10 protein-coding genes are annotated in these 15490 nt (G+C 68.8%); 6 read left to right on the top strand and 4 right to left on the bottom strand.

Features of this window, described 5'->3' with window-relative positions; all coding sequences use genetic code 11:
• Window positions 1–132: 132 nt before the first annotated feature.
• From ASC65_RS06665 to ASC65_RS06655, 3 genes are read left to right on the top strand one after another with little or no spacing between them, the layout of a single operon-like run.
• The gene (locus tag ASC65_RS06665; RefSeq protein ID WP_056450838.1) at window positions 133–357 is read left to right on the top strand and encodes a hypothetical protein; all 225 of its coding nucleotides are present in this window, start codon (window positions 133–135) and stop codon (window positions 355–357) included.
• Between the two features lie 44 nt (window positions 358–401).
• Window positions 402–1754: an O-antigen ligase family protein gene (locus ASC65_RS06660; RefSeq protein ID WP_056450837.1), complete on the top strand. Its 1353-nt coding sequence runs from the start codon at window positions 402–404 to the stop codon at window positions 1752–1754.
• A gap of 4 nt (window positions 1755–1758) precedes the next feature.
• Window positions 1759–3270 (top strand): tryptophan halogenase family protein, encoded by a 1512-nt coding sequence (locus ASC65_RS06655; RefSeq protein ID WP_056450836.1) that lies wholly within the window; start codon window positions 1759–1761, stop codon window positions 3268–3270.
• Between the two features lies 1 nt (window position 3271).
• On the opposite strand, the gene ASC65_RS06650 is transcribed toward ASC65_RS06655, so the two are convergent.
• From ASC65_RS06650 to ASC65_RS06640, 3 genes are all read right to left on the bottom strand, one after another.
• The gene (locus ASC65_RS06650) at window positions 3272–3877 is read right to left on the bottom strand and encodes a hypothetical protein (RefSeq protein WP_056450835.1); all 606 of its coding nucleotides are present in this window, start codon (window positions 3875–3877) and stop codon (window positions 3272–3274) included.
• 105 nt (window positions 3878–3982) lie between these two features.
• Window positions 3983–5497 carry an MFS transporter gene (locus ASC65_RS06645; protein ID WP_056450832.1) on the bottom strand — a complete coding sequence of 505 codons (1515 nt, stop codon included), beginning with the start codon at window positions 5495–5497 and terminating at the stop codon, window positions 3983–3985.
• Between the two features lie 186 nt (window positions 5498–5683).
• Complete coding sequence (locus tag ASC65_RS06640; protein WP_056450827.1) at window positions 5684–8467, bottom strand: TonB-dependent receptor; 2784 nt, start codon at window positions 8465–8467, stop codon at window positions 5684–5686.
• Between the two features lie 290 nt (window positions 8468–8757).
• Between ASC65_RS06640 and ASC65_RS06635 the strand changes: the two genes are divergently transcribed.
• Together ASC65_RS06635 and ASC65_RS06630 are read left to right on the top strand one after the other, a co-directional pair.
• Entirely contained in the window at window positions 8758–10575 is a 1818-nt protein-coding gene (locus ASC65_RS06635; protein WP_056450826.1) for an alpha-amylase family glycosyl hydrolase, read from the top strand.
• 2 nt (window positions 10576–10577) lie between these two features.
• Window positions 10578–12206, top strand: a complete 1629-nt coding sequence (locus tag ASC65_RS06630) for an alpha-amylase family glycosyl hydrolase (protein WP_235561422.1) — start codon at window positions 10578–10580, stop codon at window positions 12204–12206.
• Between the two features lie 5 nt (window positions 12207–12211).
• On the opposite strand, the gene ASC65_RS06625 is transcribed toward ASC65_RS06630, so the two are convergent.
• Entirely contained in the window at window positions 12212–13255 is a 1044-nt protein-coding gene (locus tag ASC65_RS06625; protein ID WP_200939809.1) for a LacI family DNA-binding transcriptional regulator, read from the bottom strand.
• A gap of 71 nt (window positions 13256–13326) precedes the next feature.
• Here ASC65_RS06625 and ASC65_RS06620 point away from each other — a divergent pair, with 71 nt between their 5' ends.
• Complete coding sequence (locus ASC65_RS06620) at window positions 13327–15420, top strand: glycoside hydrolase family 97 protein (protein ID WP_235561421.1); 2094 nt, start codon at window positions 13327–13329, stop codon at window positions 15418–15420.
• Window positions 15421–15490 lie beyond the last annotated feature (70 nt).

Here is a 15490-nt window from a genome sequence, read left to right as displayed (position 1 = left end):
CCGATGTTTGTGGTTCCTTTGCACCAGTCAGGCGGGGAATCATATTGCTTTTGAAACCTTCGCCGCCTATACCCATTGTCGATACGTCGCGGGCCAGCCCGTACCAAAGACCTGATTAGAAGGGGATTAAGCATGCGTAAGACCATCGCCGCAGTTACGGCAGGCCTGCTGCTCGTGGCTGGCCAAGCCGCTGCTGCTAACAACACCGCGACTGCCCGCGTCGGTGACCGTGTCGGCGCTTCCGCTGACGCCGCCTCCGAGTTCGCTGGCATCCCGGTGCCGGTCATCCTGATCGGCGCTGCCGTTCTCATCGCCACGATCGTTGTGATCAGCGAAGACGACTCGGAAAGCGACTAAGCAGAACCGGACCGCGAAACGCCCGCGCTGAGCAGACGTAACGCGTGCCGAACAAGCTTTTGAAGGGCCAGTGGGACCTCGCCGCGATTGCGGCGATCGTTCTACTGGCTTTTTCTATTGTCCTGGGCGGCGCCAGCCGTGAGCACGCGCTCCGCCTCGCCGTCGTCGAACTCGCGGCCCTGCCGCTGCTGGTTATCGGCGCCGGGCGCCTGATCCGCACCGGCCTCTGGCGCGAGCATGCCTTCGCGCTCAGCCTGATGGGCGCCGTCGCGGCCATCCCCCTGATCCAGCTCATCCCGCTGCCGCCGTTCCTCTGGACCGCCCTCCCCGGCCGCGACGAGATGGTCCTGGCGCTCGAGCTCGCCGGCCTCCAGCCGGGCTGGGTCCCGCTCAGCGTCACCCCTGACCTGACCTGGCGCTCCTTCCTCGCCTTGCTGCCCCCGGCCGCGGTCTTCCTGACCGTCCTCGGCGCCAACCACAGCTTCACCGTCCGCCTGATCGGCGTCTATCTGCTGGCCGCCGTGGTCGGCGTGATCCTCGGCGCGGCCCAGCTGGCCAGCGGCGGAGAGGCCCTCTACCCCTGGGAGACCACCAGCGCCGGTTCGGTCACCGGCTTCTTCGCCAACCGCAACCACCTGGCGACCCTGCTGCTGTCGTGCACGCCGTTCGCCGCCGTCCTCGGCGCCGCCACCCTGCGCCGTCGCGACGACGGCCGCTGGGCCCTGTGGTTCGGCGCCCTGTTCATGGGCCTGGTGGTCATCGGCCTGGCCGCCATCCGCTCTCGCGCGGGCGTCATCCTGTTCGGCCCGGTCGCCATCGCCAGCATGCTGGCGGCCTGGATCGCCGCCGGCCGCGGCCGACCCAACAAGGCCCTGTTGACCCTCGCCGGCGGCGCCGCAGTGGCGATCGGCGCGGTGGCCGTCCTGGCCCTGCCGCCGATCCTGGCCCGCTTCGACGTCCAGTCGGCGCCCGAGGGCCGTTTCGAGGGCTGGCCCATCGTCTCCGACGCCGCCCAGGCCTGGCTGCCGCTCGGCTCAGGCATCGGCAGCTTCGACGTGGTGTTCCGCTCGGTCGAGCCGCTGGAGCAGCTGGATCCGACCTTCTTCAACCACGCCCACAACGAATACCTCGAGACCTGGCTTGAGGCCGGCTGGCCCGGCGTCATCCTGATCGTCCTGGTCCTCGTCTGGTTCGGCCGCCGCCTGTGGAGCGCCTGGAAGTCGCCGCCGTCGCGCGAACGCGATCTGCAGCGCGCCGCCACCATCGGCCTGGTCGTGATGATGGCCCACTCCGCGGTCGACTATCCGCTCCGCACGGCGACCCTGGCCTGCCTCTTCGCCCTTTGCGCCGCCATCCTAGAGAAGGCCGGGCGACCGACCGACCGCGAACTGGCCTGACCCCATGGCCGAGCCGATCCGCAGCGTCCTGATCGTCGGGGGCGGGACGGCCGGCTGGATGGCCGCCGCCGCCCTGCAGCGCACCCTCGGCCCGCACGCCAAGGTCACCCTGGTCGAGTCCGAGGAGATCGGCATCGTCGGCGTCGGCGAGGCCACCGTGCCCCCGATCCGCGACTTCAACGTCATGATCGGCCTCGACGAGGCCGAGTTCATGCGCGAGACCAAGGCCACCCTGAAGCTGGCCATCGCGCTCGAGAACTGGGGCGCGCTGGGCCATCGCTATCTGCACCCCTTCGGCACCTTCGGCCCGGGACCGACCCTGGCAGACTTCCAGCAGACCTATTTCGCCCTCAAGGCCCAGGGCCTGGCCGACGACCTGGAGCGCTATTCGATCTGCTGGTGCGCCGCCGAGGCGGGCAAGGTCGGGGTGCGCAGCCCCGATCCGCGCAACCCGCTGAACGGCCTTTTCACCGCCTACCATTTCGACGCCACCCTCTACGCCCGCTACCTGCGGCGGGTCTGCGAGACCCGCGGCGTGACGCGGGTCGAGGGCAAGGTGGTCGACGTCGTCCAGCGCGCCGGGGACGGCTTCGTCGAGAGCATCACCCTGGAGGACGGCCGCAGCCTGGCCGCCGACCTGTTCATCGACTGCACCGGCTTCCGCGGCCTGCTGATCGAGGGCGCGCTGAAGGCGGGCTACGAAGACTGGTCGCACTGGCTGCCCTGCAACCGCGCGATGGCCGTGCCCTGCGCCAAGGTCGGGCCGGTCTCGCCCTACACCCTGTCGACGGCGCGCGAAGCCGGCTGGCAGTGGCGCATCCAGCTGCAGCACCGCACCGGCAACGGCTACGTCTACTGCTCGGACCACATCACCGACGACCAGGCCCGCGAGACTCTGCTGGCCAATCTCGACGGCGAGCCCCTGGCCGAACCGCGCGGGCTGAAGTTCGTCACCGGCCGGCGCAAGAAATACTGGGATCGGAACGTCGTCACCCTGGGCCTGTCGAGCGGCTTCATCGAGCCGCTGGAGTCGACCAGCATCCACCTGGTCCAGGCGGGCATCACGCGGCTGCTGCAGCATTTCCCGGACAAGGACTTCAGCCCCGTCAACATCGCCGCCTACAACCGCCGCCTGGGGCGTGAGGTCGAGCTGATCCGGGACTTCGTGATCCTGCACTATCACGCGACCCAGAGGGACGACACGCCGTTCTGGCGGCAGGTGGCGGCCATGCCGATCCCCGACAGCCTGGCCGAACGGGTCGATGCCTTCCGCGACCGGGCGCTGCTCTATCAGGTCGGGGCGGACGAGTATTTCAGCCAGGGCTCCTGGCTGGCGGTGATGTACGGCCAGGGCGTCGTCCCGCGCGGACCGAACCCGCTGTACCAGTACCAGGACGCCCAGCGCTCGGCGGCCGGCCTGCGCAACATCGCCGAGGTCATCGACCGCACGGTCGCCGCCCTGCCCGACCACGAAGCTTTCCTGAAGGCCAACAACATGTGGTCCGGCGACGCCTGACCTATCCGGCCGGGGCCGGCGCCGGCGAAGCGGGTGCGGTCGTCGGCGGGGCTTCGACGACATCCGGCGCGGCCTGCTGCAACTGGCCGCCCTCGCGCCAGGCCGCGGCCGGATTCAGCGCCGCCGTCGCCTCCAGGAAGGTCCCCGGCTTCATCGACGGCTCCGGCGCGGTCTGTAGCCCGACGACCCGAGCCATGTCGGCGATGAAGGTGATGCAGTTGCGGCGGCGCAGGTCATAGGTCCGCCCCTCGGGACTGTTCCACCAGTCGGCCCGGGCGCGCAGGGCGCGATAGGCGTCGTCGCTGATCGCCAGGCGCAGGAACGGCCGCCCCTCGGCGATGTAGCGGGGATCCGGATGGGTCACCACGCCGCGCCCCTTGGAGAACAGCAGCTGCGGCCCCGGACTGTAGGCGGTGAAGCCGGCCGACCAGTCCACAGGCGTCCCGCTGTCCTGCATCGTGCCGGTGGCCTGCACATAGGCGTGGGGGAACAGAAGTTCGTTGCCGCGGATCCGCGCCCCGGGGTGGGCGTAGAAGGTCACCATCACCTCGGCCCAGGCCTGGCCGGCGGCCAGCGCCAATAGGAAACCCAGCACCCAGGCGCGCATGTGCGGCTCCGTCGACTCCCGCCCCGATCGTGACGGCGTCCCGGAAACGCATGAGGGCCGCCGGGGATGCCCCGACGGCCCTCTCAGTTCAGCTTGGCGAGCGGATCAGTGCGAGGCGGGCGCCGCCACCACGTCCGACACCGCGACCTTGGCGCGCGCCGCCGCAATGGCGAACACGGTCAGGATCACATAGCCGATAGCCGGGATGATGAAGGCGATGTTCAGGCCTTCGGTGTCGGCGACCCGGCCGCCCAGCAGCGGCAGGACGGCGCCGCCGATGATGGCCATGCAGAGCAGACCCGAGGTGGCCGAAGCCGGGGCCGAGGACCGCTCCAGGGTCAGGGTGAAGATGGCCGGGAACATGACCGAGTTGAACAGGCCGACGGCGAGGGCGGCGAAGGCCGCGTTGACGCCGCCGGTCTGGGTCACGATCGCGCAGAGGATCGCGGCGCAGGTGGTGCAGACGGCCAGCAGGACGCCGGCCGGAACGCGGGTCAGGAAGGCGCTGCCGGCGAAGCGGCCCATCAGGGCGCCGGCCCAGTAGAGCGCGACCAGACGGCCGGCGTCGTGGATCGGCAGGCCCAGGGTGCCTTCCGAATGCAGCAGGTTGGTCATCAGGCTGCCGATGGTCACTTCCGACCCGACGTAGACGAAGATGGCCAGGGCGCCGAAGATCGCCCAGCCGGAGCCGAGCGCCTTGAGGGGCGAACCCGGGGTGTCCGAGCCGGCGGTGGCCGTCGCCGCCGTCAGCTTGCCGCGCACGCTCCAGATGAAGGCGCCGAGTACGGCGAAGAAGATCGCCAGGCCGATGAAGATGGTGTCGATGTTGCGCAGGGTCGCAGCACGGGCGTCGCCATCGACGACGGCCGGGGCGGCGGCTTCGGCGGCGGCGACGGCCGGAGCGGCCGCGGCCATGCCGCCGATGTAGTTGTGCAGGAAGATCACCCAGCCGACGACCAGGCCGGCTGCGGCGCCGATGGCCAGCCAGCCCTTCACGTCACGACGCAGCATGCCGATCAGGACGCCGGCGACGATGCCGATGCCGACGCCGAGCAGGATGAGGATCAGGGCCGTGGGCGAGGCCAGGGCGCTGACGCCGCCGACGGCGAAGATGCCGCCCGACAGCATGACCGTGGCGCCGAGCAGCGGTCCGACGACCGTGCCCAGCGAGTTGAAGGCCTGCGAGAAGACGAGGCGGAAGTGCGAGCCCTTGGGATCGCCCAGCGAGGCCGCCAGGGGGTTGGCCGCGACCTGCAGCAGGGTCACGCCCGCTGCGATCACGAACAGGGCCACCAGCACGCCCGGATAGAAGTCCATCACGGTGGACAGCGGCACGATCAGGGCGCCCAGAACCATGACCGCCAGGGCCCCGACGATCGACTTGGCGTAGCCCAGCTTGGCCAGCACGGCGGCGGCCGGCAGCGAGACGATGCCGTAAGCGGTGAACCAGGCGAACTGGGTCAGCAGCGCTTCGGTGTAGTTGAGGTCGAAGACCCCCTTCACCGCCGCGATCAGCGGATCGATCAGGGAGGTCGCGAACCCCCAGGCGAAGAACAGCGTGGTCACATAGGCGAAGGCTGCGCCTGTGCGGCGCACCGTGGAGGCTTGGTGGTCCGTCATTTCACTCCCCGTGGCCGGGCGTCCAACGCGCGCGGCCGTTGAGCCCTTGGTTCCATCCGGAAACGCTTCCGTCCAGCGGTTTGAGGAATTTCGTAACCAAATGTGGCCGCCGCGCGGGCCCTGCGCGCAATAAAAAGGCCGCCGCGGTCTCCCGCGGCGGCCCAGCAGGCTGATCGGTTGGGACGATCAGTACTTGTAGTTGACGCCGAACAGGAAGGTGCGGCCGTACTGCTGGTGGTCGATGATCCGGCGCTCGTCGCCGTTCTCGTAGGTGAAGAACGGCTCGTCGGTCATGTTGTTGACCTGGAACAGCATGGACAGGCCTTCCAGGGTTCCCGACTGGAACTCGTAGCCGAGCTGAGCGTCGACGACGCTCTCGGCGCCGACCTGGCGCAGGGTGCGGCCGTTGCCGAAGCCGGCGACCTCGCCCAGGAACTCGGAGCGATAGCGGTTCGAGATCCGGGCCTGCAGGCCGTTCTTCTCATAGTACAGGGTCAGGTTGGCGACGGTTTCCGAGAGGCCCGGCACCGCGGTCGGCGGCGCAGCCGGATCGGGCTGGATCTTGCTCTTGGTCTGCGAGACCGAGAACTGGCCGCCGAAGCCTTCCGCCCACGAACCCATGAAGTCGAACGGGGTCGAAACCGCGAACTCGACGCCATAGATCTTGCCGCCTTCACCGTTCTGCGGCGAGGAGATGATGCCCTGACGCAGCGCCGGCTCGGGACCGTTCACCGGGTAGCCGGTGAAGTCTTCGAGCGAGTTCCGGGTGTAGATGAAGGTATCCAGGTCCTTGTAGAAGGCGGCCAGCGAGACATAGGCCGAGCGGCCGAAATACTGCTCGAACGATACGTCGTAGACGTTGGCGATCCAGGGACGCAGCTCAGGATTGCCGCCCGACCCGCCCCACGGCGAGGCGTTGATGTCGGTGCTGCCGGCCAGCGAGGCGTTATAGCTGAACTGACGGCTGGCGCGCATGTCGTCCATGCGCGGACGGGCCAGGACCCGGGCCGCGGCGACGCGGACGTAGCGCTGGTCGGCGACCTCGAGGATCAGGTTCATGCTGGGCAGGAACTCGGTGTACTCCTCGCCGCCCGAGACCGGGGTCGACACGGTCGAGGCGCCGGTGCCCGAGGCCGCGTAGCCGTTCGAGCTCTGGTTGATGAACTGGGTCTGGAAACCGAAGTTGCCGGTCAGCGGCATCGAGCCCAGCTGGGTGTCCAGGTTGGCGCGCATGTAGGCCGTGGTGACCTTCTCCTCGACCTGCCAGTTGCCGGCGAGGACGTCCGAGTTCGGGTTGCGGACCTGGTTGTAGAAGCCGTCGCGGACCAGGCCGAGCGCGTCGTAGCTGATCACCCGGTCAATGCCGAGATAGGCCAGCGAGGTCGGCTCGAGCAGGTAGGCGGTCGGCACCAGCGGGCTCGCGCCGCCCGGGACGCCCAGGAAGTACTGGTCGTTGATGAACTCTTTTTCGCGGCTGTTGGCGTTGACGCCGATGTCGACCGAGCGGAACGGGCCGCTGTCGAAGATGGTCGTCATCTGCAGACGGCCGGCGAACAGTTCGTCGTTGATGGTCGGGGTGTTGAGGTAGCCGTCCTGGCCGCCCGGGATCACGTCGCCGCCCCAGCCTTGCGGGCTGGTCAGGCGGATCAGGTTCGGATCGGCGTAGTCGAGCTGGTTGTCGAACTGCACCACGCCGTCGTCGTTGATGGCGAAGTCCAGGGTGTCCAGGGCGCCGTCGATGTTGCGGCCGGTCCCGGAATAGGTCTCCAGGACCATGTCGTTGCGTTCGACGCCCGAGTAGCTGAGGTCAGCCTCGAAGGTGAAGCGCTCGTTCGGCGAGTACTCGGTGTTGAAGCCGAAGGCCTTGACCTCGCTCTCGCGCTTGTTGACGTCGTTGCGGATGACGCCCTTCACATTGGTGAAGGTGCCGGCCGTGACCATGCCGTCCTCGATGGTGTAGCCGGGCTGCAGTTGCGGACCCGGACGGCAGACGGGGGACTGCACATTGCCGCCGGCGGCGCACGCGCCGGGGGTGGCTTCCGCCTGGCCGCCCCACGCCAGCGGGAACTCGATGCCGCGCATGATCTGGGTGTTGTCGAACTTCGAATAGAAGGCGTCGAAGGTCGTGTGCCACTGCTCGTTCGGGCGGAACTCGACCACGCCCATGAAGCCGTCGCGCTCGAGTTCGCTCGACATGACGTACGGCTTGACGCCGCCGATCACCAGCTCGCCGGCGCCGACCGAGGGATAGCCCCAGGCGTTGAAGCGCTCCGACTGGTACGGCGAGGTCATGTGGGCGTAGCCCAGCGCGATGCCGATGGTGTCGTTCGCGAACTGGTCGATGTACGAGATGCTGTAGCGGACGCCGTCGTCGTTGGTGCCGGCGTTCAGCGCGCCGATGTCGTTCACTTCATAGCGGACGTTGGCGGCGATCGCCCGGCGGCCGTAGGCCAGCGGGCGCATGGTCTGCAGGTCGACGGTGCCGGCCAGGCCCTGACCGATCAGGGCGGCGTCCGGGGTCTTGTAGACGGTCACGCCCGACAGCAGCTCCGACGGATACTGGTCGAACTCGACGCCGCGGTTGTCGCCGGTGGTGACCTGTTCGCGGCCGTTGAGCAGGGCGGTGGTGAAGTCCGGACCGAGGCCGCGGATGGAGATGGCCTGGCTGCGGCCGTCGAGGCGCTGGGCGGTCAGGCCCGGCAGGCGCGCCAGGGACTCGGCGATCGAGACGTCCGGCAGCTTGCCGATGTCTTCAGCGGTGATGACCTCGACGATCGAGGTGTTCTCGCGTTTGGCGGCGATGGAGCTTTCGATCGACGAGCGGATGCCGGTGACGACGACTTCGTCGACCTGGGTCGCCTCTTGCGCGGCGTCCTGAGCCGAAGCCGCGCCCGTGAAAGCCAGGGCGGCGACGACGCCGGCAGCAGCGCTGGCGAGCAGGCGCGTACGACGGGTGACTTGGGTGTTCATCTCATTCTCCCTAGGCCAGCGCATTTCTATCGAAGCGTCCGGCGTCATCGCAAAGTTATGCAAACTTGCTGGCCGCTTGCAAGCATGCATTCACCGCAGCTCGCCCCGACGTGGCGGAAATGTGACGCCTTGCACCTGCCATATCGCAGTGCACAAAGGAAAAAGCCTTGTACGACAGCCATTCCTCGGCAAATTGTGAACTGGTTGACAGGCGGCCGAACGACTGCAAAATCTTGCAAACTGATCCAGCGGGCCACGACGTCCGCGGACATTACCACGGGGACGAAGCGATGACCGGAAGCGTAAAGCGGCCGATTCGAGGGCGTGCGTTCGTCGCCTGCGCCCTGCTGGCGACCCTGGCGGCCGCCCCGGCTCTGGCCCAGACGACCCCCGCCCTGCAAGCGTTGCGGGAGCGTCCGGCTGAGGATGAGGTGATTTATTTCGTCCTGCCGGACCGGTTCGCCGACGGCGACGCCGCCAACAACCTCGGCGGCCTGAGCGGCGACCGCCTCGCCACCGGCTACGATCCGACCGATCCGGGCTTCTACCACGGCGGCGACCTGCGCGGCCTGATGGGCAAGCTCGACTATCTGCAAGGCATGGGCGTCACCGCCCTGTGGCTGGCCCCCGTCTTCGAGAACAAGCCCGTGCAGGGCCCGCCCGGACACCAGAGCTCGGCCTACCACGGCTACTGGATCACCGACTTCACGCGCGTCGACCCGCATTTCGGGACCAATGACGACTTCCGCGCCCTGGTCGACGCCGCCCATGCGCGCGGCATGAAGGTCTATCTGGACATCGTCATCAACCACACTGCGGACGTCATCCAGTACCGCGAGTGCCCGCAGAACGACTGCGGCTACCGCTGGAAGGGCGACTATCCCTACAGCCGTCGCGGCGGGCTGACCGGCGAGGCGATCAACGAGGGCTTCACCGGCGCACCGGGCTCCGACTTCAGCCGGATGACCAGCCTGGACTACGCCTACACCCCCTACGTCCCGGCGGGCGAAGAGACGCGCAAGAAACCCGACTGGCTCAACGACCCGGCCAACTACCACAACCGCGGCAACAGCGCCTGGTACAGCGAAGCCCGCATGGACGGCGACTTCGCCGGCCTCGATGACCTGTTCACTGAAAAGCCGGACGTGGTGCAGGGCTTCATCGACGTCTACGGCGCCTGGATCGACGACTACGGCATCGACGGCTACCGCATCGACACCGCCCGCCACGTGAACCCGGAGTTCTGGCAGGTCTTCAGCCCGGCCATCCTCGAACGCGCCCGCGCCAAGGGCATCCCGAACTTCCACATCTTCGGCGAAACCTACGACTTCACGAGCGGCACGGCGGCCATGCACACCGTGGTCGACGGCCTGCCGACCGTGCTCGACTTCGCCTACCAGCGCGTCGTCCAGAACCTGGTCACGGGCAAGGGCGGCGGCCCGGCCGACATGGGCTATCTGCTGATGGAGGATCCCATCTACGCGGGCGGCGAGGCGACGGCGCGCAAGCTGCCGACCTTCACCGGCAACCACGACATGGGCCGCATCGGCCACCTGATCCTCAAGGACATGCCGGACGTCTCGGACGCCGAACTGCTGGACCGCGCCGCCCTGGCGCACGCCCTGGTCATCCTCGGCCGCGGCGTGCCGGTGATCTACTACGGCGACGAGCAGGGCTTCACCGGCGACGGCGACGACCGCCGCGCCCGCCAGGACATGTTCGAGACGCGCGTCGGCTCCTATGCGGACGACCGGCGGATCGGCGCGGCCTCGGAGACCTTCGACGCCAACGCCGACATGTACCGGCGCATCGCCGAGATGACCCGCGCCCGCGCCGCCGACGCCCGCCTGCGCCACGGCAGGGTGGTGACGCGCACCGCCGACCAGGAGCCCGGCATTTTGGCCCTCTCCAGACTTGATGATGACGGCGAGACGCTGGTGGTGTTCAACACCTCCACCGAAGCGCGTGACGTCAACGTCGCCGTCGAGCTCGGCTCCGCCCAATGGCGAGCCCTGCTCGGCCAGTGCCCCGCCCGCAGCTCTGCGCCGGGCTCAGTATCCGTTTCCGTGCCCGCCCTGGGCTACATTGTCTGCGTCTCCGAAGGCTGAGAGTGACCGCCCAAATTCTCGAACTCCCGACCGCCGCCCCCCACGCCGCCGAATGGTGGCGCGGCGCCGTCGTCTACCAGGTCTATCCGCGCAGCTTCGCCGACTCGAACGGCGACGGCGTCGGCGACCTGAAGGGGATCACCAACCGGCTGGAGCACATCGCCTCGCTGGGCGTGGACGCCGTCTGGCTGTCGCCCTTCTTCACCTCGCCGATGAAGGACTTCGGCTATGACGTCGCCGACTACTGCGACGTCGACCCGATCTTCGGAACGCTGGCCGATTTCGACGAACTGATCGGCAAGGCCCACGCCCTGGGCCTGCGCATCATCATCGATCTGGTCTTCTCGCACACCTCGGAGGAGCACCCCTGGTTCCGGGAGAGCCGCCAGTCGCGGACCAATCCCAAGGCCGACTGGTACGTCTGGGCCGACGCCAAGGCCGACGGCTCGCCGCCGTCCAACTGGCAGTCCGTCTTCGGCGGCCCGGCCTGGACCTGGGACGCCCGCCGCGGCCAGTACTACATGCACAATTTCCTGCCCGAGCAGCCTCAGCTGAACGTGCACAATCCGGACGTCCAGGACGCTCTGCTGGACGCCGCCCGCTTCTGGCTGGATCGCGGCGTCGACGGCTTCCGCTTCGACGCCATCAACTTCTCGATGCACGACCCGAAGCTGACCGATAACCCGCCGCTGCCGCCGGGCGGCAAGCGGACGCGGCCGTTCGACTTCCAGGACAAGGTGCACAACCAGTCCCAGCCCGAGATCGTCGACTTCCTGGCGCGCATTCGGGCCCTGACCGACAGCTACGGCGGCCGCTTCAGCGTGGCCGAGGTCGGCGGCGACCACGCCGAGCGCGAGATGCAGGCCTTCACCTCAGGCGACGATCACCTGAACAGCGCCTACGGCTTCCTCTACCTCTACGCCCCGGCCCTGAAGCACGCCCTGGTGCACGAGGGCGCCGAGGCCTGGCACGGCCGCGACGGCCAGGGCTGGCCGTCCTGGACCTTCTCCAACCACGACGCGCCGCGAGCCATCTCGCGCTGGGCCGAGGGCCGCGACCTCAAGGCCCTGGCCGAGACGGCCATGCTGCTGCTGATGTGCCTGCGCGGGAACGTCTTCGTCTACTACGGCGAGGAGCTGGGCCTGCCCCAGGGCGAGGTGCCCTTCGAGCGCTTGGTGGATCCGGAAGCCATCGCCAACTGGCCCCAGACCCTGGGCCGAGACGGCGCCCGCACCCCGATGCCCTGGACCGCGGACCAGCCCCACGCCGGCTTCTCGACCGCCGAGCCCTGGCTGCCGGTCGATCCGCGCCACGTCGGCCTCGCCGTCGACCGGCAGGAGCAGGACCCGTCCTCGATGCTGCACGCCACGCGTCGCCTCATCGCCCTGCGCAAGGCCCATCCGGCCCTGACCCGCGGCGAGATGACGATGGTCGACTCAGGCGACGAGGTGCTGAGCTTCGAGCGCGTGCTCGACGGCGACCGCCTGCTCTGCGTATTCAACCTCGGGCACAAGGCCGCGGCCTGGGATGCCCCCAAGGGCTGGCGCGTGCTGGAGGCCGTCAACATCGGCGCCGGCTCGGCCGGGGTCCTGCCGCCGCTCGCCGGGCTGGTCCTGGCCGCCGACGCCTGATGGTCTCAGCCGCCGCAGCTCTCGCGCACGATCAGGTCCGTCGGAATGCGTTCCGAGCGGCCGACCGATGCGCCCGGGTTGTCGAGCAGCTTCGACACCAACAGGCGTCCGGCCTTCATCGTGTCCTGCGCGATGGTCGACAGGGCCGGGCGCGAGTAGCGGCTGAACGGCACATTGTCGAAGCCGATCACCGATACGTCCTCAGGCACGCGCAGGCCGGCGTTCAGCAGGGCCCGCACGGCGCCCAGCGCAATCTGGTCCGAGGCGCAGACGATGCCGTCGAACTTCGTCCCGCGCCGGATCAGGCCGTCGACCGAGGCCTCGGCGGACTCGACCTCGAAATGGGCTTCCATGATCAGGTCGGCGTCGACCTCCAGCCCCGACTTGGCCAGGGCCTCCAGGTAGCCGCGATGACGCTGCATGGCTTCGGGCGGGTCCAGGTCGCCCAGGAAGACGATGCGCTTGCGACCCAGCCGCGCCAGGTGAAGCGTCGCCCGGCGTCCGCCGGCCAGATTGTCCGAACCGACCGAGCAATAGGCCTGGTCCGGCATCTCGGCGCCCCAGACCACGAAGCGGCCGTCGGTCTCGGCCAGCCGGTTCAGGCTCTGGTGCAGGAACGACTGGCCCAGGAAGATCACGCCGTCGGCGCGGGTGTTCATGGCCGCGGACAGGTCGTCGTACGAGGTCGGCGAGAAGTGGCTCATGATGACGTCGCAGTCGCGCTCCCGCGCGGCCTCGCCGACGCCGGCCAGAAGCTCAAGGAAGAAGGGGTCGCTCAGCCGGCCCTCGCGGCCCTGCGGCCGGGGCGTGACCAGGGCGATGATGCCCTCGGCGCCGACCGGACCGGCCGGCATGTAGCGGCGGAACGGGTAGTCATGCTCGCGCGCCAGCTTCCAGATCAGTTGCTTGGTGCGGGCGTTGACGGCCGGATGATCGTTGAGCGCGCGCGAGGCCGTGGAGATCGACACCCCGGCCAGCTGGGCCAGGTCTTCGAGGCGGGTGTTTCGGCGGCTCACGTTGCGTTTCCGGCTAATGGTCAGGCTGCAAATTTTGCTGCAAACCTTGCGTCATCTGCGCTGCGCCTGCCGTCCTTGGCAAGCCCTCATGACCGGAGAAACCCGTGATCCTGACCCGCCGCTTCCTGATCTCGACCACCGCCCTGATGGCCGCCCTGCCCGCCTCGGCGCTGGCCCAACCGCTCGCCCAGGACGTGGCCCAGGCCCCCGCCGGCGCGGTCGGCCAAGCCAGCGCCTCGTCGCCCGGCGGCGTGCTCACGGTCCAGGTCGGCGTCACCGGCGAGGGCCGGCCGGAGTATACGGTCAGCCGGATGGGCCGGCCGGTGATCGAGGCCTCGCGCCTCGGTTTCATCCTCACCGACGCGACCAAGCTGGAGCGCAACTTCACCGTCACCGCCGACGCCCCGACCTCGCATGACGAGCCCTGGGAGCAGCCATGGGGCGAGAAGCGCCACATGCAGAACCGCTACACCGAGTGGCGCACCCACTTCGTCGAGCGCGCGCCGCTGAGCCGCAGGTTCGACGTGGTCTTCCGCATCTATGACGACGGCGTCGGCTTCCGTTACGAGTTCCCCGAACAGGCCAACCTCAAGACCCTGAACGTCTCCGAGGAGCTGACCGAGTTCGCCGTCGCCGACGCGGGCGAGGCCTGGTGGGTCCCGGCCTTCGAGTGGAACCGCGAGGAGTACCTCTACAACCGCACCCGCATCGACGAGGTCGGCGTCGCCCAGACCCCGATCACCCTGCGCACCGACGGCGGCCTGCACGTCTCGCTGCACGAGGCGGCCCTGGTCGACTATTCGGGCATGAACCTGCGCCGCGTGGGCGGCGGCCGCTTCAAGGCGGCGCTGACGCCGGGCTTGACCAACGCCGTGGTCACCCGCGACCTGCCCTTCCATACCCCCTGGCGCACCCTGCAGATCACCGACACCGCCGGCGAGCTGGTCACCTCGGGCCTGATCCTGAACCTCAACGAGCCCAACAAGCTGGGCGACGTCAGCTGGTTCAAGCCGATGAAATACGTCGGCATCTGGTGGGACATGCACCTGGACCGGAAGACCTGGGCCTCGGGTCCCAAGCACGGCGCGACCACCGACTACACCCTCAAGCACATCGACTTCGCGGCCCAGCACGGCTTCGGCGGCGTCCTGGTCGAGGGCTGGAACAAGGGCTGGGACGGCGAGTGGTTCGGCAACGGCTGGGACTACAGCTTCACCGAGCCCTATGCCGACTGGGACATCCAGCGCATCGCCGACTATGCGCGCTCGAAGGGCGTCGAGATCATCGGCCACCACGAGACCGGCGGGAACGCCTTCCACTACGAACAGCAGATGGACGCGGGCTTCGCCCTGTACCAGCGCATGGGCTGGCACTCCGTGAAGACGGGCTATGTGGCCGACGCCGGCGGCGCCCGGGTGCGCGGTCTGGACGGACAGGCGACCATGGCCTGGCACGAGAGCCAGCCGATGGTGCAGCACCACCAGCGGGTCATCGAATCCGCCGCCCGCCACCAGGTCGCGGTCAACGCCCACGAGCCGCTGAAGGACACCGGCCTTCGCCGGACCTATCCGAACATCATCAGCCGCGAGGGCCAGCGCGGCATGGAGTACAACGCCTGGGGCAACCCGGGGAATCCGCCGGAGCACGAGGTCAACCTGGTGTTCACCCGCATGCTCGCCGGGCCGATGGACTTCACCCCCGGCATCTTCGGCATGAACACCCGCGCGCCGGACGGCGTGGCCACCACCTGGGCCAAGCAGCTGGCCCTGTACGTGACCCTCTACAGCCCGATCCAGATGGCCGCCGACATCCTCGAGAACTACGAGGCCAACCCCGGCCCGTTCCAGTTCATCAAGGACGTGGTCACCGACTGGGAGGACACCCGCGTCCTCAACGGCGAGGTCGGCGACTTCGTCACCATCGCCCGCAAGGACCGCAACTCCGACCAGTGGTTCCTGGGCGCCATCACCGACGAGGAGCCGCGCAACCTGCCGGCGTCGCTCAGCTTCCTTGAGCCGGGACGCCGCTACCGCGCCGAGATCTACCGTGACGCCCCGGGCGCCCACTGGAAGACCAACCGCGAGGCCATCGACATCGTGACCCAGGAGGTCACCGCCGCCGACACCCTCACTCTGCGCCTCGCCCCCGGCGGCGGCCAGGCCATCCGCTTCGTGCCCCTAGGAAGAGGTCGTCGTTGACCCCCACCACGCCTGACGCCGTCGCCGCGGCCCCCGTTTCCGGAACCGTCGACCAGACCGTCCGCCCGCG

Origin of the sequence: Brevundimonas sp. Root1279 (genome assembly GCF_001425945.1) — a bacterium.
Taxonomy (GTDB): domain Bacteria; phylum Pseudomonadota; class Alphaproteobacteria; order Caulobacterales; family Caulobacteraceae; genus Brevundimonas.
This window is presented reverse-complemented; position numbering and strand designations above follow the sequence as displayed.

What these genes read in the sequence shown, in the direction of transcription:
- ASC65_RS06665 (WP_056450838.1), top strand. Translation starts at nt 133, where the DNA reads ATGCGTAAGACCATCGCCGCAGTTACGGCAGGCCTGCTGCTCGTGGCT.
- ASC65_RS06655 (WP_056450836.1), top strand. Translation starts at nt 1,759, where the DNA reads ATGGCCGAGCCGATCCGCAGCGTCCTGATCGTCGGGGGCGGGACGGCC.
- ASC65_RS06650 (WP_056450835.1), bottom strand. Translation starts at nt 3,877, where the DNA reads ATGCGCGCCTGGGTGCTGGGTTTCCTATTGGCGCTGGCCGCCGGCCAG.
- ASC65_RS06645 (WP_056450832.1), bottom strand. Translation starts at nt 5,497, where the DNA reads ATGACGGACCACCAAGCCTCCACGGTGCGCCGCACAGGCGCAGCCTTC.
- ASC65_RS06640 (WP_056450827.1), bottom strand. Translation starts at nt 8,467, where the DNA reads ATGAACACCCAAGTCACCCGTCGTACGCGCCTGCTCGCCAGCGCTGCT.
- ASC65_RS06635 (WP_056450826.1), top strand. Translation starts at nt 8,758, where the DNA reads ATGACCGGAAGCGTAAAGCGGCCGATTCGAGGGCGTGCGTTCGTCGCC.